The organism is Paenibacillus pinihumi DSM 23905 = JCM 16419 (genome assembly GCF_000422505.1).
In the GTDB taxonomy this organism is placed as follows: Bacteria; Bacillota; Bacilli; order Paenibacillales; family Paenibacillaceae; genus Paenibacillus_D; species Paenibacillus_D pinihumi.
On sequence record NZ_AULX01000006.1, the window covers coordinates 120,165 to 144,802 of the forward strand.

Consider the following 24,638-nt stretch of genomic DNA (forward strand, 5'->3'; position numbering starts at 1 on the left):
TAAGTATGTAATTGAAAATCATTATCAAAATACAGGAGAAATACGATGCCGACTACTGAGTCCGTTGATGTCTTATCCGTTCATTCCCATACCTTTTATATTCCCGTTCGCATCATGGAACTGAACAGCAGCAGCTTATTGAACATAAATGCAGAAACACCCTCTCTGGCGAGAATCCTTGTTATCCGAAGCGGACACGGCCTGCTCCATCTGGGCGGGCACCACTATTCACTGACGCGCGGCAGTGCAGCCATGTGCAATGTGTCACCCAATCTTGAATGGCAGGTTGAATTCCTTACGCCTCTGCAAGGGGTAATGATTGAATATCGCGCACTGACAACAGACGGATCAAAGCCGCGGGCGCTGGATACTATGATTCCGCCTCTAAGCTGCCCGGGCAAAACCGTGCGGCTCGCCGCAGAGCTGCTAAGGCTCTGGAAAGCCCCCGGCCATCACGATTCCTTTCGTATTCAGCAATCGTTCACAGAACTGCTCGCAGATCTCCATCAGGAGATGACCTTGGGCAGCAAGCCCGCCAGTTTATGGATGGATCAGGTACTCTCCTATATGGAGACCCATTACGATGAAGATTTGTCGAGAGAGCAGGTAGCTGGAATTGCCGGAGTAAGCAACGAGCATTTCTCCCGTGCCTTCCACAGACATACCGGACAAACCTTCAATGCCTATCTGGCTATGCTCCGAATTCGCAGTGCCCAGCAGCGCCTGCTGACAGGGTCACCTCATGTGAATACTCTGGCAATCGATGTCGGGTATAAAGAAGCCACTTATTTCAGCCGTAAATTCAAGCAGCTGGTCGGACTGTCTCCCACTGCTTATCAGCATAAGAACAAACAGGTAGCCGCCCTGAATTTCAACCATACGGCTATCCTGCTGGCCCTCGGGATCACTCCGGTGCTGGGTGTGTATAACCCCTGGCTGGAGAATGTGAAACCTGTCAGCTCTGAGAAGAAGCTCCGCCCGCATGATGAAATTGATGACGCTGCCTTGTACAAGGCCGTTGCTGCCACTCATCCGGATGTGATTATTAATTATAGCAGCGCACAGGCAAATAAAGCCTTGCGGTCTATTGCTCCAGTGCTTGAACTGCCCGTCATGAGCATGGACTGGCGGGAACAGTTCCGTTTCATTGCCGATATTGTAGCGCGCAAGCAGCAGGCAGAAAGCTGGCTAAAGCGCTACGATGAGCTGGCTGCAGCAATCAACAGACAGCTGGACCAGCGTCCACGATCGCGCGGGACGGCTGTCGTGTGGGAAATCGGTCCAAATGAGGCCTACTGCTTCAGCAGCCATTACGGCAGAGGCTGCCAGATTCTATATGACGACCTTGGCTTCAGCCCTCCAGATGAACTGCTCGAACAAGACCTGATGGGACGCGGTTATGTCCAGCTGGATATTGAGGAAATGCCGTCCTGTCCTGCCGATCATATTTTTATCACCGCACTCCCCACCCGCATTGACGCCAGAAGCCGGGTGAGCCAGCTATTTCGTTCCCCGGCATGGCTTGCCATGGAAGCTGTCCGGCGGAAGCAGGTCTACCTGCTCAATCAGCCTGGACTGTTTTTTGGCTATGACCCGCTATCCACGCAGGCACAGCTGCTGGAGCTCCAAAGAGTGCTGTTACGCTGACATCATAAATATACAGGGGGACAGATCACTTCCGGGCATAGTCATTTGCCATGACACCCTGTAAAGTATCAATGAGAATGGTTATCATTTTTATGAGGAGGATTCATATTGCTTTCACAACAGGCTTTCAACTGGGCAGCCAAGCTGCGCTTTATCTTGCCTTGCCTGATATTTCTCTCTGTCATCGTTTCCGCTTGCGGCTCGGCAGCACCGTCTCCTGATCAGACAGTGCAGCCCTCAGGGAATCAGGCAGCCCCTGGTTCCAGCGCAAATTCGCAGTCCGGGGAGGATCAGAACGACGCATCCCAGGCGGAGCAGACCGCCACAAAAAAGGTGCAGACGGTTAAAGGGGAAATTGAAATTCCCGTCCGCCCGCAGCGCATTGTCGCAGAGGAATACCTGGGAAGCCTTATCGCACTTGGGGTTATACCTGTAGGGGCTCCCGGTCTGACGATTAAAAATTATTATTATAAGGACGCCCTCTCGAAAGTGGCGGATACGGGCGTATATGGCAAACCCTCCGCAGAGAACATGGTCGGTCTGAACCCGGATCTGATCATTACCGGCAACGGGGACAGCTACGAGCTGCTTAGCAAGATTGCCCCTACTCTCTTCATTCCTTACGGGGACTTGAAAAATGTCCATGAAGAGCTGACATACTTCGGTGAACTGCTCGGGAAAGAAACAGAAGCCAAAGCCTGGCTGGAAAACTATGATCAGCGCATCGCTGATGCAAAAGCCAAGGTAGACGCCGTAATTCCGGCTGATGCTACCTTCTCGATTATGGAGGACGGAGAAAAGACAACCTGGGTATACGGAGATAACTTTGGCCGCGGCGGCCAGCCTGTCTATCAGGCATTGGGACGCAAGCCCCCGGATAAAGTTGCTGCACAAATTATGGAGAAGCAATGGGCCGAGCTGTCACCGGAGCTGCTGGAGAATTTTGCAGGAGACTATGTCATCATGACCTCAAACAAACGTACAATTGAGGATTTCAAGGCCGATCCGATCTGGAGCAATCTTCCTGCGGTGAAAAATGGACATTTCTATATATGGCCTGAAGAGCGTTCCTGGTACTATGATCCGCTGGCCGTTCTTGCTCAAACAGAGGAACTGACAGAATGGCTCACCAAGCCGTAAACACTGCTTGAGCCCGACTGCCCCACCTTCATCCCGGATGGTATCAGCCAGCATGATTACGGCAGCACAGGTTTACGGAGCTGGAATTTAGGGTAAACAGGAATTGTTGGCCGGACATCCGGCTGTGAATGACAACAGAGTGGTACAAGCCTGATTCACCCTAAACTTTCAGGAAAGCGAGGCGTTCATAATGGGAGCATTATATACGACAACAGTAACCGTGGAAGGTGGAAGAAGCGGCAGAGCTACTTCAGTAGATGGAAATTTCAACCAGGTGCTGACAATCCCCAAAGAACTGGGCGGGGACGGTGCTGCCGGTACGAATCCGGAGCAGCTGTTTGCGGCAGGCTATGCCGCCTGCTTCGAAAGCGCGCTGCGTCTGATTGCACGCCAGCAGAAAATCTCGGTCGACGGCACTACGGTCACGGCTAGCGTTTCCCTGCATAAAGACGGGGACGGCTACAAGCTGTCCGCTGGTCTTAAAGTCAATATCCCTGGTGTGGAAAAGGGAGAGGCGGAAAAGCTTGCGGAAGCGGCCCACCAGTTTTGCCCTTACTCCAAAGCGACCCGCGGCAATATTGAAGTGACCCTGTCGGCGGAATAACGGGCAGCATCATTAGGAGACGGCGTAATTCTGCTAAATGATCAAATCCGGCCGGAATTCGCAACCTGCGATTTCCAGCCGGATTTTTTTCGTGATCAGTTCCCGTGCCGGAAACTGTTCCTTCCACTGGCTGCCCGCCCCTCCGTCCGGGCGGCGGACTCATGTCCGGCCTGTGGACGGTAATCCTTACCTAATCCTCAGCCTCGTTCAACTCTCCAGGCTTCCGGCCTCTAACGGCACAGCAATGTCTGTGTCACAATATCCGAGTAGATTTCCATGCCGTCTGTCCGGGCAATATGAATGACATCGGCGAATGCTTCGCTCTGGGGCAGAATAGCCGCAAGCTGGTTTTCCCTGTCCAAGACCTGCCCGGGATGAAAACCAACACCCTCATTCCCGTCGAAAATTGCCGCGTAGAAAATACCTGTTTCCACAAGATCCTGGAAAAAGTGGCTTCCGTACGAAAGCTCCGGCATGAATCCAGCTTCACCGAACGCTACCTCACAAATGACGGACATATGGCACAGCTCCGAGAAATGCACGGGCACGCCCAGCGAAGGCGTCGTTGTCCCCCAGCGGCCCGGTCCGACCAGCATCGCATTTTTCCCCTTCAGCTCCCGGTTAATCTTCCCGATCTGTCTGGCTACCGCATATTTGTCCTGCTCTGTCCGCTCCAGATACGGCTGCGGATGCACATACACAACATAGTCAATCGGCAGCCGCACATTCCCGCCCATAAATCCGCCTTTGGCATGGAAAAAGCACTTCTCTCCATTCTCCAGAGCCGGCATTGCCACAGGCTGTCCGAGCCCTCTCGTCTGCAGGGGACGGCATTGGAGCAGATTGATTTTGAACCGGTTATCCGGCGTAAAATTCGCAGTAAACTCGATGTCTACCGGATATTCATAGATCTTGGAGAGCAGTGCCAGCATATCCTTCATAACAACCGGAAAATCCGTGCCTGCGAGCAGCTTGTTAAAATCCAGAATGTAGGGTGTTGGCCTGTCCGTATAACCAAGCTCATGAAGACGGTCGGCGGTCCTGTAATCAATCGAGGCAAATAATGTCCTGTCAGCGCGTAAAGAGCGGCCCAGCATCTGGTCCGCATTGCGGCTCGTCAATACATTCTCCTTCAGGCAGAGAATATCTACGTTATGCTGGGAATATTTCCGCTGGTCCCCGGCATGCATCGGCGTCATCCGCAGCGGATTGTCGAGCCCGACTATTTTGACATAATCGCCTACTGTCCGGTCTACAGCGCGCGTCCCGAGTCCAAATACGAGCCTCAGCATCCCCGCATCCATATCGACGTTCTGATCCCACACGTACAGATTAGAAGAGTTCCCTACCCCGGCAATATGGGGAAAATAGGCGTCATGATGATGATCCCCGGACACCCGCTGCACGAGCAGTGCCATCTGCTCATCCTGCTCCACCAGTCCCCGGTTCAACCGGTAGCTGAGCGCGTCCTCACTCATCATACTGGCATAGACTAACCGCACGGCCTGCTCGAATGCTTCATAGCGTTCCTCCGGCGTCCCCTGATTGACACAGAACACACTCTCATATTTCCCGGCAAAGGCATTGCCGAAATTATCCTCCAGCAAGGAACTGGAGCGGACAATAATCGGAGACTGTCCGAAATATTCGAGCATTTCTATAAACCGCCTGCGGATGCCTTCCGAGAACTTGCCGTGCATCAGCTTGTCCTGAAGCTCCGGGGCATACTTGAAATAACCTTCACTTGTCTTCTGCTTCGCGCGCAGCTTCCACCAGCCGTTCTGCACGATATACGTATAGAACACATCAGACCCGATATAGTACGAATCATGCGGCTCCAGATATGGAATGAATCGTTCCGCGCCTTCATGCTCCAAAATTTTGCGGGCGAGCAGCATGCCTACGCTTTTGCCGCCAATGAAGCCTGTCCCTACCTCCCTTGAAGCCAGCATGATCAGATCCTCCAGCATGAAGAAGCGCTCGCACAGCTTGAGCATCCGCGACTCTGAACCAACAAGCAGGGACAGCAGCAGCTTCTTGTATGCCTCCTGCTCTGCTGATCCGGATGCTCCCATCGTAATGGTTTCTCTTGCACGGTTCACCACCGTATCCCAATAGTCAAGCCGTTCCTCGCCGCGGTGAATGGCAGAGAACAATTCGGCTGCCTGGGTGCTTGCTGTAATGCAAACGGCTTCCTGCCCGTCAATAAGATGCGGGAAAAACATCGTTGGAGAATACCGGTTCCATACCTTGAGCGGATGAATGTAAAAATGCCCGTTCACCTGGTATAGGTCAAGCAGCAATTGTGTTGTCTCCCGGATGCTGGCAATTGTGCTGTATGTATGGGCATTGCGGATGATGGAAAAATAAGCAATCGTATCAAGCTCATAGAGAAACGGGCAGGACACGTTAAAGAAGTTGCTGATCATCGCATCGGAATACCAGTGCTCCAGCAGCTCCGTGAGACAGTCGAAAATGTAAAAGGTTTTGCGGCCCTCCTGCTCCATCAGGCTGTGGACAGCTGTTGCGAAGCTCTCAAATCCCTTGCGGGCATCCAGCGCATACACCTCGATATCCGGGTCTTCCTCCAGCACCGGCTCATGGCTGCCAAACCGGACATATACCAGCCTTCTTGATTCCCGCTTCGCCTGTTCGACGTACGGTCCGACCATTTTCTTATAATGTGCAACCGAATCGACCTGCCAGACCACATTATCCCCGAGCCTCAGCTTGTCGATGACCTGATCAAACCCGGTTACTCCTGTACTCACCTTGCCATTCATCTCTGATTCACCCATAGACGATAGCCCCCTTCACTCTGATTCGCAAATAGCTTGCCTCAGACGTTCACACTACGAAACACATCTTCCAGTCATACAGCTCATAATTGCATATCGTTCAAAAAACTTTCGAATATTTCTTAACTTCTACATTACGGATCAAATTTCCCGCTGCACCAGCAAAACTCCGCCTTTCTTCAGGATTCGCCGGGCATCACAAGTGCGGTTAGCACTATTGATTAGAAATTCCAGATATTATATAATCAAAGAACTTTGTTTTTCCACTGCTTCATCTGCATCCGATCACTGATGTTCAAGGTGTGCAGCTGATTTCTTCAGGAAAATTCTAGTTGTCGTCAATAGCAGGCTCCCCTATTCTCCATCCGGGGCGCTATTTTTTTGTAACGGAAAGGGGACCACTATCTTGCGTCGATCCAAAAAACCTCTCTTTTTCACTGTATTGGCTGTTTTGGCTTTGGGCGTCTTCCTGTCTGTCTATCATTTCCCCAGAACCATTGATGTCACGTATTCAGCAATTCAATTTAGTGAAGGCGATCTGTCCTCCGCGCAGGAAACATCTGTTCAAGTGGAAGGCACCTTGTCCCGGCCTTTATTTGGTGAATCCTCATTTAGAGGCAAGCTGAGTGTGGATGGGGATGACTATAAATTTACGAAGACCTATGAGCTGATTGATGTCGTCTTTCACAAAGAAATCCGCAACGGTTTTGGCGGGCTCACCTATACCTCTGTCATTAATGGCAAGCCGGATCTGAAATTGCTGGGCGCACTCTGGATCAAGGGAGATTTTGACCAGATGAAGCTGCAGGTCAATGATCCGGGCTCGTCCGATCCTGACTTTATTACAGCTCCTGCTGCGAATCTGGAGGAAGCGAAAAAAATCAAAGCCGCCTTTGACAACGAAGGAAAAAAATAATCCCCCTTATCAGGCTTGACGATTCTGCATTTGGTCATAGTCTTGTTTCGTCATGCCGTAGTACATCAGATCCTCAAAATTGCCTCTCATCCAGATATGCTGTTTGAATTCTCCTTCATAACTCATGCCCAGTTTTTTCATCACACCTGTAGAAGCCGGATTTTGGGGCAACGCGGCGGCCCATCGGGATAAGGATGTGGAATGGACATTGTTGTTCTTGCTACAGCAAAGCTCCCGGCAAGCTCTTGTACAGTTTCAGCATCCGTCATTTCAAAGGGCAAAAGAACAAGCCTTTCGGTTTCAAACCTAAGTTTCATCAGACATTCCCCCAAAAGATTTTCATACGATTATATAACAATAACTGGATATTTCAAATTGTTTTTCAAGCATCTTCGTATAGGCATTTCCGGAAAAAAATAATGGCATTCAAACTGTCACCAGTTTGAATGCCATTGCATCTAAAATATTTTTCATACTATAAAATATAAACTTGATTCACTTAGTCAAATGCCGGTACTACAGCACCTTTGTAAGTGTCATTAATGAATTTCTCTACTTCCGGTGTATGCAAAGCTGCAATCAGCTTCTTCATCGCATCGGAATCTTTGTTGTCCGGACGGGCAACGAGAATGTTCACATATGGAGAATCCTTGTCTTCAATCAGCAGTGCGTCTTGTGTCGGATTCAGGTCTGCTTCCAGTGCATAGTTCGTATTGATGGTTGCAATGTCTACTTCATCCAGAACGCGCGGCAGAGTAGCAGCTTCCAGTTCTACAAATTGGAATTTGCGCGGATTTTCCTTGATGTCTCCAACTGTAACTTCTACGCCTTTGGTTTCATCCAGTTTAATCAGGCCATGCTGTGCAAGCAGAAGCAGTGCGCGTCCGCCATTGGACGGGTCGTTCGGGATCGCGATTTTTGCTCCATCCTTCAGCTCATCAATGGATTTCAGCTTGTGGGAGTATACGCCGAAAGGCTCGACATGGACACCCGCTACTTTTACAAGATCATAGTTTCTGTCTTTGTTGAATTGATCGAGGTATGGTGTGTGCTGGAAGAAGTTCGCATCGAGCTGCTTCTCGAACACTTGTACATTCGGCTGAACATAGTCGTTGAACTCGGTAACTTCCAGGTTAACCCCTTGCTCTTTCAGAGCCGGGATAATGGATTTCAGAATATCACCGTGTGGTACAGGGCTAGCGCCAACCTTCAAGGTTACTTCCTCATTTTGTGCTGGCTGAGCACCCTGTGTGTTTTCGCCTTTATTGGCACCTGTATTTTGCGGCGCCGTGTCGCGCGCTCCGCATCCGGCCAGCACCAGCATTAATGCAATCAAAACAACTAAAGATTTTTTCATTTCTGTTTCCCCCTAATCCTTTTATGTTTATCTATTGTCCACTTTACTTCCGGCTAAAACGACGCACCAGCGCGTCACCCGCCATTTGCAAAGCTTGAACCAAAATCACTAAAAATGCAACCGTGACGAGCATAACGTCAGGCCGGTATCTCTGATAACCGAATCGAATCGCCAGGTCTCCAAGACCTCCGCCCCCGATAATTCCTGACATTGCCGTATACGATACAAGAGTTACCGCAGTAATGGTCACAGCCGCAATCAATCCGGTTCTGGATTCCCGAACCATCACTTGCCAGACGATCATGCCCTTGGAGAAGCCCATTGCTTGCGCTGCCTCAATAATACCGCGATCTACCTCTCGAAGCGCCGCCTCTACAAGGCGAGCGAAGAATGGAGCAGCAGCTACTACAAGAGGCGGAATAGCCCCTTTGACCCCGATTGAGGTCCCGACCATCATTTTCGTCAGCGGCATGATCGTAATCATCAAAATGACAAACGGCACAGACCGCAAGACATTGACTACCATGGAAATCAGACGGTACAGCCACTTATTTTGCAATAATTGCCCTGAGGAAGTCAAAAACAGGACAAGACCAATAATCAGTCCGATAATTAACGTAAAGAACAACGAAGCACCCAGCATCGTCAGCGTTTCCTTCGATGCTTTCCAAATATCAGCCCAGTTTACATTTTCAAAGAAGCTCATTGAATGATCGTCACATCCAATCCCTGCTGCCGGAGCTCGGAAATGATATGGTCGGTATCCTTCCGTTCTCCCCTCAGCTCTACAATTAACTGCCCGTAAGGCGTATCCTTCATCCGTGAAACAGTCCCTTGCAAAATAACAAAGGTTGCCGCTGTGGAGCGTACGGTCTCAAATAGTACAGGCTCGTAAGCCGTATTTCCCATATAATTGATTCGTACTACCCGGCCTTCTGAACGGATTCCGAGCGCCTCGGTATCTATCATATCCGTCACCTGACTGACAAATCCCTTGGTGGTGGGGTGCTGCGGATTCAAGAATACGCTGAGCACGTCGCCCATCTCAATGACCCGCCCCTGATCCATAACAGCTACACGGTCGCAAATCGAACGGATAACATTCATCTCATGTGTAATCAGCAAAATCGTAATCCCAAGCTTGCTGTTAATGTCCTTGAGCAGCTCCAGAATGGACTCGGTCGTGTGCGGGTCAAGCGCAGAAGTCGCTTCATCACACAGCAGGACGTCAGGATGATTAGCCAGTGCCCGGGCAATGCCTACCCGCTGCTTCTGTCCGCCTGACAGTTGGGCCGGATATTTGTGCTGATGGTCGCGCAAGCCGACCAGTTCAAGCAGCTCGTCCACCCGTGCTTTGACTTCCTTCTTGGTCAGGCTGGATATCTTAAGCGGAAACGCCACATTGTCCCTGACAGTCGCAGTTGTCAACAGATTGAAGTGCTGAAAGATCATACCGATCTTCTGCCTGCGGCTTTGCAGCTCTTTTTCCCCCAGGCTTGTAAGCTCGGTGCCCCCGACTGTGACCCGGCCCTCCGAGGGCCGCTCCAGAAGATTCACACAACGGAGCAATGTGCTCTTCCCGGCGCCGGAATGGCCGATCACGCCAAAAATTTCTCCTTTATTTACGGTCACGTTAACATCAATCAAGGCCTGTACCTCAGAGGCACCGGCACGATAGACCTTATTAACGCCTGCTAATTCAATCAGATCAAACACTCCCCATATCCAACCGAAAATCTCGGATTTCCTATTGGACCAGTTTAATATAATTCAGCCTGATTTTCAATTCCCTAAATCAGGGAAGCCAACATTCCCTCCAACACAAACGGCTGGCGCCTGATGGCGACAGCATGGTTTGGCAGCAAAATCGTAGACATCAACTGTGATGGGTTTAACTAAAACGTATAAATCACACTGCTCTTACGTAACAGCACCAATGTATCTTCTCAAACTCTCCACAACTGCGTCTCCAATAAAGGCAATGAACGGATTCACATTCCCATGAAGACTTGCTTCCTCCAATGCTTCATAATACGTCAGTCTGTCTGTATCTGCAGCTTTTAAAATCGGAGGAGGGTAACCATGTTGCATCAGCACCAGGTTCATTAAAAGACGGGCTGTACGGCCGTTCCCATCTGCAAAAGGATGGATATATACGAATCTGAAAAGAAACTCTGCTGCCAGCTCCACAGGGTGAAGCTGATCTTTGTGCGCCTGATACCACGTCATCAATTGCTCCATTTTTTCAGAGACAATTGCGAAATTTGGAGGAATATGGCGGGAACCGGATATCATCACGTTAATCATCCGGTATCGCCCGGCATTTTCGTCATCAATATTTTTCAGAACCAGATGATGAACCGATTTGATCATATATTCCGTAAGCTCTGTATTGCTACTTATCATATCTTCAATGAAGCTGATCGCCTCTGAATGGTTAATAACCTCAAAATGCTCCCTCAGCTTCTTGCCGCCGATTGTAAGACCTTCCTCCAGTACCAGTTTGGTCTCGAGCAAAGTCAGGGTATTGCCTTCTATCGCATTGGAGTTATAGGTCCACTCAACCCGGTAAACCTGTTCCAAATTCCGTACGGCTGCCGGTGGCATAGGTGTGAGCGCATCCAGCTCTTTTTTTAATCGATCAATGGTAATAAAATCCAAAAGATCTTCCTCCTCACCCTATCCAACCGTCCTATCCCCCATTATACCACATCAGAAAAAGAGCCGTGTGGCAATCGGCTCGCTTCCTTTATAACGATCCGTATCCAGGATATCTCGCAAATTTAAAATAAAAAAAGGACATCAAGCAAAGCGACCATACAGGGCTTTGCTTTCATGTCCTTTTCTTTATTTCATTGGGCTTGCTGCCCGCCGGCTGCCTACCGCACAGACGTAAATTTGATCGTTTTCACTTCAAACGGCTTAAAGTTCAAGCGGATACCGCCTTCCGTTCTGATGATCTCCCCATCGATCGGCTGCTCCAGCATATTGGTCTCACAGACTTCCGCGAAATCCTCGCTTACAGCCAAGTTACAATTTACAGACGTCCCTTTGCTCTCATAAAGCCTGACCACCCACTCCTGATTCGAATGCTCGGCCCGCTTGATTGTATCCACGATAATATTGCTCTGGTCGCAAGATAAGAATGTCTCCTGCTCCAGTGCTGCTCCCGGTACAATCTGCACAGGCGTATTCAATTCGTATGCATCACGGACAACAGAGCTTTGTATGAACCCGTCGTGGCCGATCTGCAAAGCATACGTAAATTGATGTATTCCGATATCCGCATTCGCATCCGGGTAGACAGGGGCGCGCAGCAAGGTCAGATTCATCTGCTTGCCCTTCACATTCAGCCCGTATTTGCAGTCATTCAGCAGGGCAAAATACCGGTTGCCTTCGACCAGCGCCGACCATTTATGCTGATTCACCTCATAACGGTCCCCATCATGCGGACGGGAAGCATGGTTGGGCCGCTTCACGTAGCCGAATTGAATCTCGTGCAGCGCCTCATTCGCATGAAGATTCGTATCAAATCCGACCTTGAGCAGCTTGTTTTTCTCCTTCCAGTCAACCGTAGTGCGGAACTCCACCCTGCTGCTGCCAGCCTCCAAATAAATTTCCTGGGTGAGCAGCGACTGGTTCAACCGTCTCTCGACCCGGACAGCGGCAAATAGCGGCCCTTCGGAAATGACGGTGATGCTTGCCGTCTCCGGAAGTTCCATTTCCGCCTCCTCATACCGGCGGTCAATTTCCCAGGCATCGAAGATCGACGTCTGGTCGCGGTACATGCGGAACCGGTTGCAGAAACCGTTATTCCAATCCGTTCCCGTTTCTTTAGTTGTAATGGCCGTGATTTCGCCGTATTCGTTCAGTTCCACCCGGATTCGGCTATTCTCCAAAGAGCGGCTTGTGGCAGTCACGGAAACTTCGGGCGCTTGGGCACCCGCTTCTGCTTCTGGTCCTGCATTTCTGCCGATCACACGGCTTCCAAGTGCGGGGATCGTTACACGAGCGAAGCGTTTAGCACCTTGCGTCTGGATTGTAAGCTGTTTGCTATCAATGGTCTCTGCATGCTCCCATGATGACGGCAGCTCGATGACGCTCTCCCGCTCCCAGGCCAGTGAGTTGAATACACTGACGACATCCTCCTGCTTATCTGTAAGTGTGATCAAGGCATCGGATGCGATCCGGCTTGCCTCCGCCTCAATCTCTGCAAATTGCGCATCTGCCTCTTCATGAACCCGTGGAATTGACGTACCCGGCAAAATATCGTGGAACTGATTCAGCAGCAGCTTCTTCCATGTCTCCCGAAGTTCATCCTGCGGATAAGCAGCCAGTTTTCCTCTCACATAGGAAATGGTGTTCCATAGTTCGGCTTCGCGCAAAGCTGTCTCGCCTCTTCTGTTGCCCTGCTTCATCCGGGCCTGGGAGGTGAAGGTTCCGCGGTGAGCCGGATAATACAGCTCCCCAATGTAGCGGGCATCCGGTACTCCACGCTGTTGCAGATCCTCGAAATAATCCAGCGGACCGGTTATGGCTGTCTGTGGCACACCCTCCAGATTGCCGATACGCCGCAGCGTCTCCAGATCATCCCGGTTCGCCCCGCCGCCGCCGTCTCCGTAGCCGAACTGCACCAGACGGGTCGAGATATCTTCCTTCTGAATACGTTCATTCCATTGGAATAGAGCGTAGCTCACATCCGCCGGGTTAGGGAAAGGACCATAGTCCATCAGATGCGTCAAAACTGTGGAGCCATCAATCCCCTCCCAATGAAACGTGTTATACGGGAACGGATCGACTACGTTTTCATAGGTTTGATACATTTTCACGGATGCGAAATAATCGACGCCGCTTTTTTTCATAATTTGCGGGAGATTGCCTGAATAGCCGAATACATCGGGCAGCCACAGCAGCTTGCTGTCCGTGCCGAATTCCTCGCGGAAAAACTGCTTGCCATACAGAAACTGGCGTACGAGGCTTTCACCGCTCGGAATATTCGTATCCGGCTCTACCCATGCGCCGCCCTCCGGGATGATTCTTCCGGCCGCAATATAGGACTTAATCTCCTCGTACAGCTCAGGATAAAGTTCCTTGACCATCTGAAACAAATACGGCTGGCTTTGCGTGTATACATATTCCGGGTATGCCCGCAACAGGGCGAGCTGGTTGGAAAAAGTCCGGGCAATCTTCCGTTTCGTCTCCTCAATCGGCCACAGCCACGCAATATCCAGATGCGACTGGCCCATCATGAACAGCTTGGGAACTGTGGAGCCATTCACACACTCGAGCAAGGGACGCATAATCTCTCTGCCTGCCAGAGCCATGACCTCAAGCTCGTCCCAGGACACACTCCAATCAATTGCTGCCAGCAGCTTTCGGAATCCTTTATCAATTTCACTGACACGCAGCGATCCGAGCTCCAGTCCGTTGCGGAGCTGAACCAGCACGTTCAAATCAATAAAAAATTGATACATGGACTCGTTGACGATGGAAATTGCAGCCTTGCTGTAGACCGGCTGCTCGTCCTGATGGCCTGCGTAAGCTTCAGCCAGAATTTCATAGGCTTCTCCTGCTGCTGCCTGCTCCGTCAATTCAATATAGGGATGCTGCTGGTCACTCGCCCCGGCCAGCTTGCCGTTCACATAGATTAATCCGTCGCCGCCAAAATTCAGCTGCAGCACCACACGCTTGCCTGCTGCCTCCTCCGGCATGACCGCCTTGCCGCTGAACCAGCCATACTGCCAGTTTTGCCCCCATTTTGTCCCCGTATCAATTGGCGTTCCCGCCCCGGATGCGGCCTGTTCATAAGAGAGCCATGTATCTGAAGGACGATAGGAGAGCTCCATCTTTCCTGTCTCTTTGTAAATATAACGCTCCTTCTCCCGCTGCCATTTCGCAATGTGAAACAGTACCTCTTTGGCATTTTTCATCATGTAAACTCCACCTCTAATCTTTACAGCTTTTTATTTGATCTCTGATGAGTTGAACAGCAAAAAGGGGGCCGCTTCTTCTCGCAAGCCTGACCTCCCGAAGTTGCGGCCTGCCCTTTTACTTGGATGAGTTATACGTCACATCGTAAGACTGCTGCATAATTTCAAGGAAACGGCCCAATTTCAAATTCTCAAGCCCCTTCGTATACGTATCCCAGTCCTTATTCAAATCCTTGCTGCCCGTGATGAACTGCAACGTATATTGATCGATGTAGTTTTTCAAATTAATTTGCAGCATGCTTTGCTCGTCCGCCAAGGCCGGATCAATCCAGACCGCCCAGACCGGGTAAATCTCCTTCGGCTCCTTGCCCTGATACTGCAACGTCGCTTGATACAATCTGCGCTCATAACCGGAAGATGCATAGATATCCTCTCCCTGCACCCAACTGTCCCGGTATTCCTTCGGCATATAGAAGTTGCCCATGCCATACCAGCCCGTATTGTTAGGCTTGTCGCCCTCTTTGGACGGAATGCTGGCGAACAGCGGTGTCACATTCTCTCCAAGCGCCTTCTCGCCTGCCTCCGGCTTTCTCCAGCCGACGCCCTCCTTGCCAGCCTCAGCAGATACCTGTCCTTCCGGGGTATACAAATAATCGACGAGCTTGATCAGTGCAATCTTTGCTTCTTCGCTCGCCTTGTTCGTAATGACGAATTTAGCCCCCGGGATCGCGCTGGACGCATTATGGACCGTATAGGATGCATGCGGCCCCTGTAGTGGAGGCAGCGGATTATAGTCCATGCCACGGGTATTGCCTTCGCCTGTGTTCACGAATATCGCCGGGTGCATGCCTGCTCCGGCACCGAGAATCTGGGCATCCGCATTCTCTCCGATCCGTTTGAATGCTTCAGCATTTTGTGTAAAGGCTCCCTTGTCAATTAGCCCCTCGTCATAGAGCGACTTGATATAGGCCAGCCCTTCCTTCCATTCCGGCTTGTTCGCAGCCGTGTCGACCTTGCCGTCCTTCATGGTCAAATAATTGCGGTCATCATTATAAATAAAGCCATTCATCAGGAACGGTACAATCCGTACGCCGAAATCCTCTGTTGAACCGCTGAGAGGCACTTCATCGGCCTTTTTGTTGCCGTTAGGGTCTCCTGTTTTGAACGCTTTCAAGACGTTGCGGAAATCATCTGTCGTCTTCGGCATCTCCAGCTTCATCTCTTCGAGCCATTTGGTGTTGATCCACATTTTGTTCGGATAAGAACAGTGGAAGCACTCGCTGTAATTGACCAGGCCGTAAATATTGCCGTCTGGCGCTGTATTCATCGCCTTCAGTGTCGGATTCTTATCCATCGCCGCCTTGATGTTCGGCGCATATTGCTCGATCAGATCATTCAGCGGAACGAAAATCCCCTGCTGGCTATAACGGAGCACATCCGCCTGCGAGAACTGGTCCACATAGTCGGTTAAAATATACGTATCCGGGTAATCGCCGCTTGCCAGGGAAATTTGGCGCTTCTCTTTGGCGCCGTCATACGGGATGATCTCCCACTTGAAGCGGATATTGAACTTGTCCTCTACAAGTTTGGTGAAATCGCTCGTCTTCAAATCCTGGGTTGCTTCCTGCTGAGTGAACACACTGATTTCTACCGGTCCGGTTCCGCCCTCACTGGCGGTATTTCCACCCTTTGTATTTGAGGCACATGCCGCCAGTACACTGCTTGCCAGCAAAATCATGCACACAAGGCTGATGATGTTCCTTTTCAATGGCTTCCTCTCCTTTGATCATTGTTAACAACGTCGGGATACAATCGTCCTTTTTACGCATAAGCTGCCTGAATCAGATTCCAGGCTTTTGCTCGTTTCACGGCTTGATCACCGTTTTGACACCTTCTCAGACTCCGCTTTTTTTACATTTCTTATCATACTGCCGCTTGACCCGCTTACGCTTGCTTTTCTTATTGTTACACGCCGGCCTTAAGACTATTGCCCTGCATCACCCCTTTCAAGATGACCGCTCCGGCTGCCAACTAGCCCTTGACAGAGCCGATCAGCATGCCCTGCACAAAATGACGCTGCACAAACGGGTAAATAATCAGCACAGGCAGTGTCGACACAACAATAAGCGAGTATTTCAGCAATTCCGCCAGCTGCTGGCGCTCCACCAGCTTCATCGCATCCATCGGACCTGCTGCATTGTTATTGAGAATAATAATGCTGCGCAGCACCAGTTGCAGCGGATACAGATTGTCGGACTTCAAATAAATCAGCGCATCAAAATACGCATTCCACTGTCCGACAGCATACATCAGCATCAATACCGCAATGACCGGCTTGGACAGCGGGAGTACGATGCTCCATACAAATCGCGCATCACTGGCCCCGTCTATCTCACTTGCCTCCGCCAGTTCATCGGGAATTGACGACTGGAAGAAGGTACGGGCAATAATCACCTGCCACACCCAGATTGCATTCGGAATCAGCAGCGCCCACCTCGTATCAATAAAGCCGAGCTCCTTCACCACCATGTAGGTTGGAATCAGCCCGCCGTTGAACAGCATCGTGAACGTAATGAACATCATTAACGTCCTGCCGCCGGAAAAGGACTTCCTTGACAGCGGATAAGCAAGCAGAATCGTAAGTGTAACACTGATCAGCGTACCGGCTACTGTATAAAAAATGGAGTTCCCGTAACCCGTCAAAATTTGCGGATTGTGCAGCAGCCCTGCATAACCCTTCAATGAAAATTCAACCGGCCACAGCCATACTTTTCCCGACGCTACAGCAGCCGGGCTGCTAAACGAGCTGCTGATTATATAAATCAGCGGGTACATCACAACCACCATAATCAGTATGAGCACCGTATAGACGACACCCAAAAACAGCCGGTCGGATAGTGGTTCTTTAATTTTCGCAGCTTTAGCCATTTCTGATACCGCTCCCCTCTACCATAAGCTGTTATTGGATAGCCGCTTGGCCAGCGTATTGACGAATACGAGCAGCAGCAAATTGATGACGGAGTTGAACAGCCCCACCGCCGTAGCAAAGCTGTAGTTTGCATTCAGCAATCCGGCTTTGTACACATAGGTTGAGATGATCTCCGATGTTTCAAGATTGAGCGGATTTTGCAGCAGATAGATTTTTTCAAATCCAAGCGCCATAATCGACCCCACGTTCAAAATCAAAATAATCGTAGCCGTCGGCAAAATACCGGGCAGATCAATGTGAATAATCTTTTGCAGCCGTGAAGCGCCGTCGACCTTCGCCGCCTCGTACAGCATCGGGTCAACCCCTGCGAGCGCTGCCAAATAAATAACCGTCGAATACCCGGCATTTTGCCATATATCGGACCATACATGGATAGAACGGAACATGCCCGGCTCTCCGAGGAAATTCACGCCTTCCAGTCCCAAATGGCCGAGGGCCACATTGACGAAGCCAAGACGCGGAGCCAAAAACAGCATAATCATCGAGACGATGACCACTGTCGAAATAAAATAAGGCGCGAAGGTGACAAGCTGAATAAACCGCTTGAACCGGCCATTCCGTATTTCGTTCAAAGAGAGCGCTAACAGAATCGGAATCGGAAAGCCGACCACGAGCTGATACACACTGATGATCAGGGTGTTTTTAACCAGCGTCCAAAAAATCGGATTCTCGAAAAACAATCTGAAATGCTTCATCCCGACCCAATCACTGCCCCATATCCCCTTGGTCACATTGTAGTCCTTGAATGCCAGCACGGAATTAATCATCGGGTAATATTTGAACAATATAAAATACAAGACCGGTACAAGGACGAATAAATAAAGCTGCCAATGCTTCCGCATCCGTTTGCCATGTACGTTCCAAAAACGCTCCTTCCCCTGATGTTGTGATCTCTGACTGATGCCGGTCACGTTGCTCAAAAGCCATCCCTCCTGCATGTTGCTGCCGTTCATAACAGCGCTTTCTTCTTCCCCAACAGTGTATGGCTTCTCCGGCAATCTCCGAAAGGTACATCGTTTCCCGGGGGTACATCCATTCCGGCAGGAGGGGTACATCCCTTGCGTACAGCGGCATTTAAGGCTTTTGGATGTATTGTGCGGCAGGTTCTTTGCGGACAACAATGTGAATGGCACGTAGGGATAGCTTTCAAGTAAAGCAGCCTTGTGAAAGGCGCCTCCGATTGCTGTTGCTCCGGATTTTTTTTCGCACTCTGGCTGAACATGCAAAAAAAGCTGCCTCATTACAGGCAGCTTCATCATTTGGATAAGGGTACAGATTAAGGGCAAAACATCGGGGTACATCTATCCGGAAGGTTACACTGGCGTCAATCCTCGTCTTTGAACTGGCGGTAAGCGCTCGGTGATACACCGACAGCCCGCTTGAATGCTCTGCGGAAAGAATGCGCACTGTTATAGCCGGTCCTCTGGGCAATGTCCTCAATGGTAGATGAGCTTTCCCTGAGCAGTCTCACGGCTTGATCGATTCTCAGCTTCTCCAGATAATCCCACAGGTTCGTTCCGGTCACTTCCTTGAACAAGCCGGAGATATATTTCTCCGGGTAACCTACCCGCTCAGCAACCTGATAGAGCGACAGTTCCGGCTGCATATACATGTCGGCCATGCATTGCCGGATTTGTTCAATCGTCTCGTTATGCTCGCTGTTCTTCTTCGTATTAATCCAATCGGTCAGCGTATCCATCATCGTACCGATTTCTTCAAGCGCAGACTCCATGCTTTGACCGCCGGCCATGCCCAGCATCCGCTCTTTCATCGGCTCCGCAAGCGCGGTTTCATGAAAGGGCTTCTGATCAAGCAGCTTCAGGAGCGTCCCTTTCAGCTCCAGTATAAACTGTCTTTTCATTTCAGCGGACAGATTGCGGCGCTCCAGATTTTGTTCCGCTGTATCTTCCAGTATGCTCCGCGCTTTCTCGCCGTCACCTGCTTTAATTGTACTGATTAGTCGCAGCTCAACATCCAGCGGGTAATAAAAGGTAGTGCTGTCGATCTGGATTTCGTCGAACCAGACGAGCATGCGCGACTCTTTCGGGTCCGTGTAGGCAATCGCCTCCTTGGCCTGCTCATGGGAGCGGCTTACGTCCCGAAGCTCGCTGAACGATGATCCGATAGCGGCAGCCACCCTAATTTTATATTGATCATACAGACTGCGGGAGGATTGTTCCACAATACGGCTGATTTGTTCTTCTCTTGCTCCTCCGGCTTCTTCGGCGATCAGGAAAACAATTATAACCTGGTTGCTTCCCAGATCGGTCATCAGCAAAGAGCCGTCCACATCCTGCAGCGTCTGCTTCACAAGCAGCCGGGCCGCATTCAGCTCATTTAGCACATCAATATGATTCATGTCTTCATAACCGGTAATTTTCAGCAGTCCTGCATATCCCGCCTGGCCGCTCAGCATAACTCCAGCCTGATTAGCCGCAGCTTCAATTTCGGAACCGGACAGAAATTCCCCCGCAACCAGCCTTCGGAGAAAAGCATCCCGAAGCAGCGGCAACTTCAGATTCAGCTCGCTTTCCAGACGCTTATTGTTTGTAATCATCCCGGAAATATTCCCCTGCAGAAAATCATAATCATTCCGCACACCGCGGGACTCCTGGCTGAAGATGGACAACAGTTTTGTAATCGGCAGGCTGTTGCGATAGGCGAGCAGCAGCCCGGCAATGATTCCAAGCAGCAATGCCGTCCCGGTAACTGCCCAGGTAATATCTTTGATCTTATTGGCGTTCTTCATCAATGCTTCTCTCGGAATGCCAGCCCGGTATACCCATCCGTTCTTCTCCGAACGAATGGTAATCAGCAGCGTATCGTTGTACATTTGGCTTACCTTGTCCGCTTCCAGCTTGCTGGCAGCTTCCGTCTCTAATTGTGCCGCATGGGCCTGATCGATGCCCTGGAGGCCGATTGTATGTCCCTGGCCATCCATAATGTGCGCCCAACCTCCGTATTGCTCAGGAATAACCGTCAGCAGGCTGTTCACCTGCTCCTGATCAATGAGCACGACTGCTGTCGCGGCCGTCGGGCTCAGGCTCTCCAACGGCAATGATTGAATGTATGAGATGACCGAGGTTTCCACACCCATTTTGGAGTACGGCATTGCAGGCAGTATGTCACTACGGTGCGTCTTGCCAAGCCAGTCCTGCTCCCATTCCTTCCGGGATATATCCCGGTAGTGAAAGCTCTCATAATAATGCTCCGGACGGAAATAAGACGAACCCGGGGCCAGGATGAGATTATAATTATTCAGATAGACATAATAGTCCTGCAAAAAATTATTTGTACGGCTAATTGCCGTAATGTCCCTGTTGAGTTTCCATATGCCGTGAATATTCGCTTGCTCCTCCGGCATCGCTTCATGCATCAGCGAGTTCAAATCCTGATTAATGGCCAGCTGTCTGGTAAACGCCTCTACCTCGCTCATCCGGCTCTCCAGCGTTTCCTGGCTTTTCTGAAGCTGCAGAACGCTGTTTTCAATGGAGATCGTCTGGGTCTCGGCAATCGAAACGCGGTAGGATACGTAACCCGCAATAGCAGGAATACAAAGGACAATTAAATAAGAGATCAAATATTTATAAAACAGGCCGGTGAACTTGATGACTCTCCCCCATTTCCGGTGCACATTCTGTAAGCGTTAACAGCCCATTTCATATTGTACGCCATGAGCGCGGATTCAGCCAGCCTTGCCCGGATATTTCATGTCATGAATGACTGGAAGTCTTCTAAATCTGCCGGGAAACACATAGAACCCCCAAAACACATCATTGTGTGTCCTTGAGGGTTCCGCAGTAACCAAAAGTCTGTGGTTTTCGGATACAATGCTTATCCTGATATTCAATCGATTTTCTGCAGCCGCTTGGATGGTTTCAGCGAAATGGCAATCTGCCGGTCAGCATCCGTCCCTCTCGCATCCGGATTCGGGTAGTAATAAGGGATGTAATGCTTGAGCAGCGGAATGTGGGTAACGACACCCGCATCCGTGACATCGACAGCCGTCATCTGGAAGCGGCTTTTCTCCAGCTCCACAATCCGGTATGCCGGCTGATCCAGACAGGCAGATATCTGAATAAAAGTCCAGTTGTGCTGCGTCACGATGGAATCAGCATGAGCATGGCCATTGAAGTAAATCCCTGTACCCTTTTTTAACTTCAGGACATCCCATATCGGCACATCCGGATGAAGTGAGCCTTTTATACGATCCGAGCCTATGGTGGTGTTATGAACGGGATGATGGGCGAAAATAATCATCGGCTTGGTACCCGAAGCCAAAACGATTGCCTCCAGCCACCCCAGCTGCTCTTCATCTAGCCAGCCGCCCCCGCTAACCAAATCCATCTCTCTTGCTGTATCCAGAAACACCAGGATGCATTGCCCGGTATCCTTCATATGATATTGCTGCTGCCCTGTAATCTCCAGCACTTCCCGCTTCGATCGGGTGTACAGATCATGATTGCCAAGCACATGAACGAAGCTGCGGTTTTTGCGCCGGAGCATCTCGCTGACTTCCCGGAGTTCGGTCGCTGATCCGGCATTTGTCAGATCGCCAAGGGAAATATGGAGGTCTCCTTCCGTTTGCAGAAACCGTCCCAGCAGATTGCCATAGAACAGATTGCGTGCAACAAGCAGACCCGGAATACCCGGATCGACATCATGATAGTGCAAGTCTCCCATAATAACCAGTTTCATGCTTGCTCCCTCCGGCCTTTAGTGTATGCTGAGCTTTGTTCTATCGTACCGCCCAACTATTGTGCCGCCATTAAAAGAAGGAGTGACTTTTGTAAAATTTCTTACCGTTTGATTCATAAGCTTAAACATTTATCCGGTTAACCAGCCTTCAATCCATACCGCCTTTCTTGCCGATACGCTTCTTCCTGTATGCGCCGGGCGAAATGCCATACTTTTCCCGGAATACCCGGTGAAAATACGTATAGCTGCTCAGTCCCGTCTCCGCAGCGATCTGTTCCAATGACATTACACTATGATCCAGCAGTTCGAGCGCATGAGCGAGTCGCAGTTGCAGTACATACTGCATCGCGGACATGCCGAAATGCTCTTTGAACAGATGAACAGCACGCGACACACTCAGGCCCGCATGACCTGCTATGTCCTGCAGCCGGGTTGGGCTTGTCGCATTCTCTTCAATATAGTTGCGCATCTTCAGCGCATGGAAAGCGGAGAGCGACTGGGCGACAGGCGCTTCTTCGATTGCCCGGTCCAGCAGAATAAGCAGCGAACGGGCAAGCAGGGATATCAGCTCCGGATCGCCACCGTTGAGCCGCCGCTTCTCACCGATTAATTGATGCCAAATCCCCTTAAGCCGTTCATCCACGACGATAGTTTTTCGGGTCTCCCGCTGCCTGAGCTGCCACCATTCATCCATTCCGGGACCGGAGCAGATTACAAAATAATCGCTGCTTGGCTGCATCGGCACTCCTGTTTTTCCGATTCTCAGTTTATAAGCATCACCCGGCTTGAATAGCAGCAGATCGCCCGGGCCGATTTCAGTAAATTCCCCGTCCGTCAGCGCCAGGCTGATGCCTTCGGTCTGCAATCGGATAATATAGGTATCCAGGCTGTCGGCGTCCTGATGGAAGGGCTCCTGATGCCGCGAGTATCCGCATAGCCGAATATGTATTTCCTTGGTTTTCATGCCAGGACCTCTCACATTCATTTATTGATAACGATCAGATCGTATAGGTTTACAATCATATTGTTTCTACAATGAGCCGCCTATTCCTCCTATAATAATGACATGAATAGTTAAGGATAATAAGGTTATGGGTTCTAACGACTTGAAATACGGAGGTATTCACAATATGAGCAAGCGTGTTATTCGATTAATTCAGACAGAAGAAGCGCAGGACAGACTGACAGAGAAAGATTCATTGACCTTCAAGGCTGATGAGCATGGCGTAGAAAATCAGCTGATCCAGATTTATGATGACCTGACTTATCAGACCATTCTCGGATTCGGGGGCGCCATTACCGAAGCTTCTGCTGTAACGGCCTACAAGTTGAGCGACAAGAACCGCGATGAGATTATTAAAGCTTACTTTGATGCCGAAGAAGGCATCGGATATAACCTTGTTCGTACGCATATTAATAGCTGTGACTTCTCTACTGGCAATTATGCATATGTTGAAGAAGAAGACCCGACCTTGTCGAACTTCGATATTAGCCGCGACAAGCAGGCGATCATCCCTTATATTAAGCAGGCGGCTGCCAAAGCTGGAGAAGATTTCCTGCTGTACGCATCCCCTTGGAGCCCTCCGGCATGGATGAAGACCAATGGAGAGATGAACAATGGCGGCAAGCTCAAGCCGGAATACCGCGAGGCATGGGCACGTTACTATGTCAAATTCATCGAGGCTTACGAAGCAGAAGGCCTGCCAGTCTGGGGACTGACGGTCCAGAATGAAGCCAAGGCGAAGCAGATTTGGGATTCCTGTATTTATACAGCTGAGGAAGAGCGTGATTTTGTAGCGGACTATCTCGGACCTGCACTGGAAGCGGCAGACCTATCCCGTATCCGCCTGATGATCTGGGATCACAACAAGGAACGCGTGTACGACCGGGCAAAAGTTGCCTTCACTGACGAGAAGGCATCCAAATATATTTGGGGCATCGGCTTCCACTGGTATTCCGGCGATCACTTCGAGGCGCTGTCTGCTGTTCATGACCGTTTCCCGGACAAGCAGCTTGTCTTTACCGAAGGCTGCCATGAAGGCGGCGTGCAAATCGGCTCCTGGAAGAGCGGCGAGCGCTATGCGCATGATATTATCGGCAACCTGAACAACTGGATGTCGGCCTGGACAGATTGGAACATCGTGCTTGATGAGCAAGGCGGACCAAACCATGTAGGCAACTACTGCGACGCGCCAATTATCGCCGACACGAAAAACGATTCCCTTACCTTCCAAAGCTCCTACTATTACATTGGACATTTCAGCAAATATATCCGTCCGGGTGCGGTACGTATCGCCAGCTCCAAATATACAGATAAGCTGGAGACCATCGCATTCAAAAATCCGGACGGCAGCGCAGTTGCAGTTGTGCTGAACCGTACGGATGAGGAACTGCCGTATACGATTTCCAACGGCGGTGACATTGCAGAATCGAAGATTCCTGCCCATGCGATCCAGACTTTGCTGTTCCCGTTAAACAATTAATTCGCTGCTGACGAGAGACTATGCGGCTCAGACCCGTGCAGCAGAATGACCAAAATAACCGCCAAATGAGGATGCG

General features: G+C 50.4%; 18 protein-coding genes. 5 read left to right on the forward strand and 13 right to left on the reverse strand.

From position 1 onward, the window contains the following. Positions 1-45 precede the first annotated feature (45 nt). From H583_RS0100460 to H583_RS0100470, 3 genes are all read left to right on the forward strand, one after another. Positions 46-1,647: an AraC family transcriptional regulator gene (locus tag H583_RS0100460; protein WP_028558748.1), complete on the forward strand. Its 1,602-nt coding sequence runs from the start codon at positions 46-48 to the stop codon at positions 1,645-1,647. A gap of 108 nt (positions 1,648-1,755) precedes the next feature. Next, positions 1,756-2,787, forward strand: coding sequence for an ABC transporter substrate-binding protein (locus H583_RS31460; RefSeq protein ID WP_036708025.1), 1,032 nt, complete (start codon positions 1,756-1,758; stop codon positions 2,785-2,787). A gap of 190 nt (positions 2,788-2,977) precedes the next feature. Beyond that, the gene (locus tag H583_RS0100470) at positions 2,978-3,391 is read left to right on the forward strand and encodes an organic hydroperoxide resistance protein (RefSeq protein ID WP_028558749.1); all 414 of its coding nucleotides are present in this window, start codon (positions 2,978-2,980) and stop codon (positions 3,389-3,391) included. A gap of 230 nt (positions 3,392-3,621) precedes the next feature. Here the strand turns inward: H583_RS0100470 and H583_RS0100475 are convergent, their stop codons facing one another. Further along, positions 3,622-6,189, reverse strand: a complete 2,568-nt coding sequence (locus H583_RS0100475; protein ID WP_081666916.1) for a PEP/pyruvate-binding domain-containing protein — start codon at positions 6,187-6,189, stop codon at positions 3,622-3,624. 406 nt (positions 6,190-6,595) lie between these two features. Here H583_RS0100475 and H583_RS0100480 point away from each other — a divergent pair, with 406 nt between their 5' ends. Then, positions 6,596-7,105: a hypothetical protein gene (locus tag H583_RS0100480; protein ID WP_028558751.1), complete on the forward strand. Its 510-nt coding sequence runs from the start codon at positions 6,596-6,598 to the stop codon at positions 7,103-7,105. A gap of 9 nt (positions 7,106-7,114) precedes the next feature. On the opposite strand, the gene H583_RS37935 is transcribed toward H583_RS0100480, so the two are convergent. The 12 genes from H583_RS37935 to H583_RS0100545 all read right to left on the reverse strand — a co-directional run bounded on the left by H583_RS37935 (position 7,115) and on the right by H583_RS0100545 (position 23,043). After that, entirely contained in the window at positions 7,115-7,276 is a 162-nt protein-coding gene (locus H583_RS37935; protein ID WP_342663498.1) for a GNAT family N-acetyltransferase, read from the reverse strand. A gap of 328 nt (positions 7,277-7,604) precedes the next feature. Then, positions 7,605-8,462: a MetQ/NlpA family ABC transporter substrate-binding protein gene (locus H583_RS0100495; RefSeq protein ID WP_028558752.1), complete on the reverse strand. Its 858-nt coding sequence runs from the start codon at positions 8,460-8,462 to the stop codon at positions 7,605-7,607. Between the two features lie 43 nt (positions 8,463-8,505). Next, entirely contained in the window at positions 8,506-9,168 is a 663-nt protein-coding gene (locus H583_RS0100500; RefSeq protein WP_028558753.1) for a methionine ABC transporter permease, read from the reverse strand. Then, positions 9,165-10,169, reverse strand: a complete 1,005-nt coding sequence (locus H583_RS0100505) for a methionine ABC transporter ATP-binding protein (RefSeq protein WP_028558754.1) — start codon at positions 10,167-10,169, stop codon at positions 9,165-9,167. Before H583_RS0100505 ends, H583_RS0100500 begins: the two co-directional genes overlap by 4 nt. Positions 10,170-10,382: 213 nt before the next feature. Continuing rightward, positions 10,383-11,069, reverse strand: coding sequence for a Fic family protein (locus tag H583_RS0100510; RefSeq protein WP_051235872.1), 687 nt, complete (start codon positions 11,067-11,069; stop codon positions 10,383-10,385). A gap of 272 nt (positions 11,070-11,341) precedes the next feature. Further along, positions 11,342-14,395, reverse strand: a complete 3,054-nt coding sequence (locus H583_RS0100515) for an alpha-mannosidase (protein WP_245585810.1) — start codon at positions 14,393-14,395, stop codon at positions 11,342-11,344. Positions 14,396-14,510: 115 nt separating this feature from the next. Continuing rightward, positions 14,511-16,160, reverse strand: coding sequence for an extracellular solute-binding protein (locus tag H583_RS0100520; protein ID WP_028558757.1), 1,650 nt, complete (start codon positions 16,158-16,160; stop codon positions 14,511-14,513). 263 nt (positions 16,161-16,423) lie between these two features. Continuing rightward, positions 16,424-17,320: a carbohydrate ABC transporter permease gene (locus H583_RS0100525; RefSeq protein ID WP_028558758.1), complete on the reverse strand. Its 897-nt coding sequence runs from the start codon at positions 17,318-17,320 to the stop codon at positions 16,424-16,426. 18 nt (positions 17,321-17,338) lie between these two features. Beyond that, on the reverse strand, positions 17,339-18,223 hold the full coding sequence (locus tag H583_RS0100530) for an ABC transporter permease (protein ID WP_028558759.1): 885 nt from the start codon (positions 18,221-18,223) through the stop codon (positions 17,339-17,341). 482 nt (positions 18,224-18,705) lie between these two features. After that, on the reverse strand, positions 18,706-21,015 hold the full coding sequence (locus H583_RS0100535; protein WP_028558760.1) for a helix-turn-helix domain-containing protein: 2,310 nt from the start codon (positions 21,013-21,015) through the stop codon (positions 18,706-18,708). Between the two features lie 212 nt (positions 21,016-21,227). Next, on the reverse strand, positions 21,228-22,079 hold the full coding sequence (locus tag H583_RS0100540) for a metallophosphoesterase family protein (protein WP_028558761.1): 852 nt from the start codon (positions 22,077-22,079) through the stop codon (positions 21,228-21,230). Between the two features lie 148 nt (positions 22,080-22,227). Beyond that, positions 22,228-23,043, reverse strand: coding sequence for an AraC family transcriptional regulator (locus H583_RS0100545; RefSeq protein ID WP_036708028.1), 816 nt, complete (start codon positions 23,041-23,043; stop codon positions 22,228-22,230). A gap of 166 nt (positions 23,044-23,209) precedes the next feature. On the opposite strand from H583_RS0100545, the gene H583_RS0100550 reads away from it, so the two are divergent. Beyond that, positions 23,210-24,562 (forward strand): glycoside hydrolase family 30 protein, encoded by a 1,353-nt coding sequence (locus H583_RS0100550; RefSeq protein ID WP_028558763.1) that lies wholly within the window; start codon positions 23,210-23,212, stop codon positions 24,560-24,562. Positions 24,563-24,638 lie beyond the last annotated feature (76 nt).

Bases quoted from the DNA above. Each gene is read 5' to 3' on its own strand.
- H583_RS0100460 (WP_028558748.1), top strand. From the start codon at position 46: ATGCCGACTACTGAGTCCGTTGATGTCTTATCCGTTCATTCCCATACC.
- H583_RS0100545 (WP_036708028.1), bottom strand. From the start codon at position 23,043: ATGAAAACCAAGGAAATACATATTCGGCTATGCGGATACTCGCGGCAT.
- H583_RS0100515 (WP_245585810.1), bottom strand. From the start codon at position 14,395: ATGATGAAAAATGCCAAAGAGGTACTGTTTCACATTGCGAAATGGCAG.
- H583_RS0100475 (WP_081666916.1), bottom strand. From the start codon at position 6,189: ATGGGTGAATCAGAGATGAATGGCAAGGTGAGTACAGGAGTAACCGGG.
- H583_RS0100510 (WP_051235872.1), bottom strand. From the start codon at position 11,069: ATGCCACCGGCAGCCGTACGGAATTTGGAACAGGTTTACCGGGTTGAG.
- H583_RS0100530 (WP_028558759.1), bottom strand. From the start codon at position 18,223: ATGCGGAAGCATTGGCAGCTTTATTTATTCGTCCTTGTACCGGTCTTG.
- H583_RS0100495 (WP_028558752.1), bottom strand. From the start codon at position 8,462: ATGAAAAAATCTTTAGTTGTTTTGATTGCATTAATGCTGGTGCTGGCC.
- H583_RS0100525 (WP_028558758.1), bottom strand. From the start codon at position 17,320: ATGGCTAAAGCTGCGAAAATTAAAGAACCACTATCCGACCGGCTGTTT.
- H583_RS0100500 (WP_028558753.1), bottom strand. From the start codon at position 9,168: ATGAGCTTCTTTGAAAATGTAAACTGGGCTGATATTTGGAAAGCATCG.
- H583_RS0100540 (WP_028558761.1), bottom strand. From the start codon at position 22,079: ATGAAACTGGTTATTATGGGAGACTTGCACTATCATGATGTCGATCCG.
- H583_RS0100470 (WP_028558749.1), top strand. From the start codon at position 2,978: ATGGGAGCATTATATACGACAACAGTAACCGTGGAAGGTGGAAGAAGC.
- H583_RS0100550 (WP_028558763.1), top strand. From the start codon at position 23,210: ATGAGCAAGCGTGTTATTCGATTAATTCAGACAGAAGAAGCGCAGGAC.